The sequence below is a fragment of the Colwellia marinimaniae genome, assembly GCF_002207865.1.
Classification (GTDB): domain Bacteria; phylum Pseudomonadota; class Gammaproteobacteria; order Enterobacterales; family Alteromonadaceae; genus Colwellia; species Colwellia marinimaniae.
In genome coordinates this window covers 1-296 of the sequence record NZ_BDQM01000195.1, presented here as the reverse complement: position 1 = coordinate 296, position 296 = coordinate 1, and the positions used below count along the sequence as shown (strand labels likewise).

General features: G+C 49.7%; 1 rRNA gene. It reads left to right on the top strand.

Annotation, left to right across the window (positions count from 1 at the left end):
* Positions 1-296, top strand: a 23S ribosomal RNA gene (locus MTCD1_RS18880); the annotation flags it as partial.

The window sequence follows — 296 nt, the reverse complement described above, 5'->3', positions numbered from 1 at the left end:
CAACGACTTAATTTCAGTAGCAAGGTTAAGTGAATAGCGGAGCCGTAGGGAAACCGAGTGTTAACTGCGCGAATAGTTGCTGGGATTAGACCCGAAACCCGGCGATCTACCCATGGGCAGGTTGAAGGTTGAGTAACATCAACTGGAGGACCGAACCGACTAATGTTGAAAAATTAGCGGATGACTTGTGGCTGGGGGTGAAAGGCCAATCAAACCGGGAGATAGCTGGTTCTCCTCGAAAGCTATTTAGGTAGCGCCTCGCGTCTAACTATTGGGGGTAGAGCACTGTTAAGGCT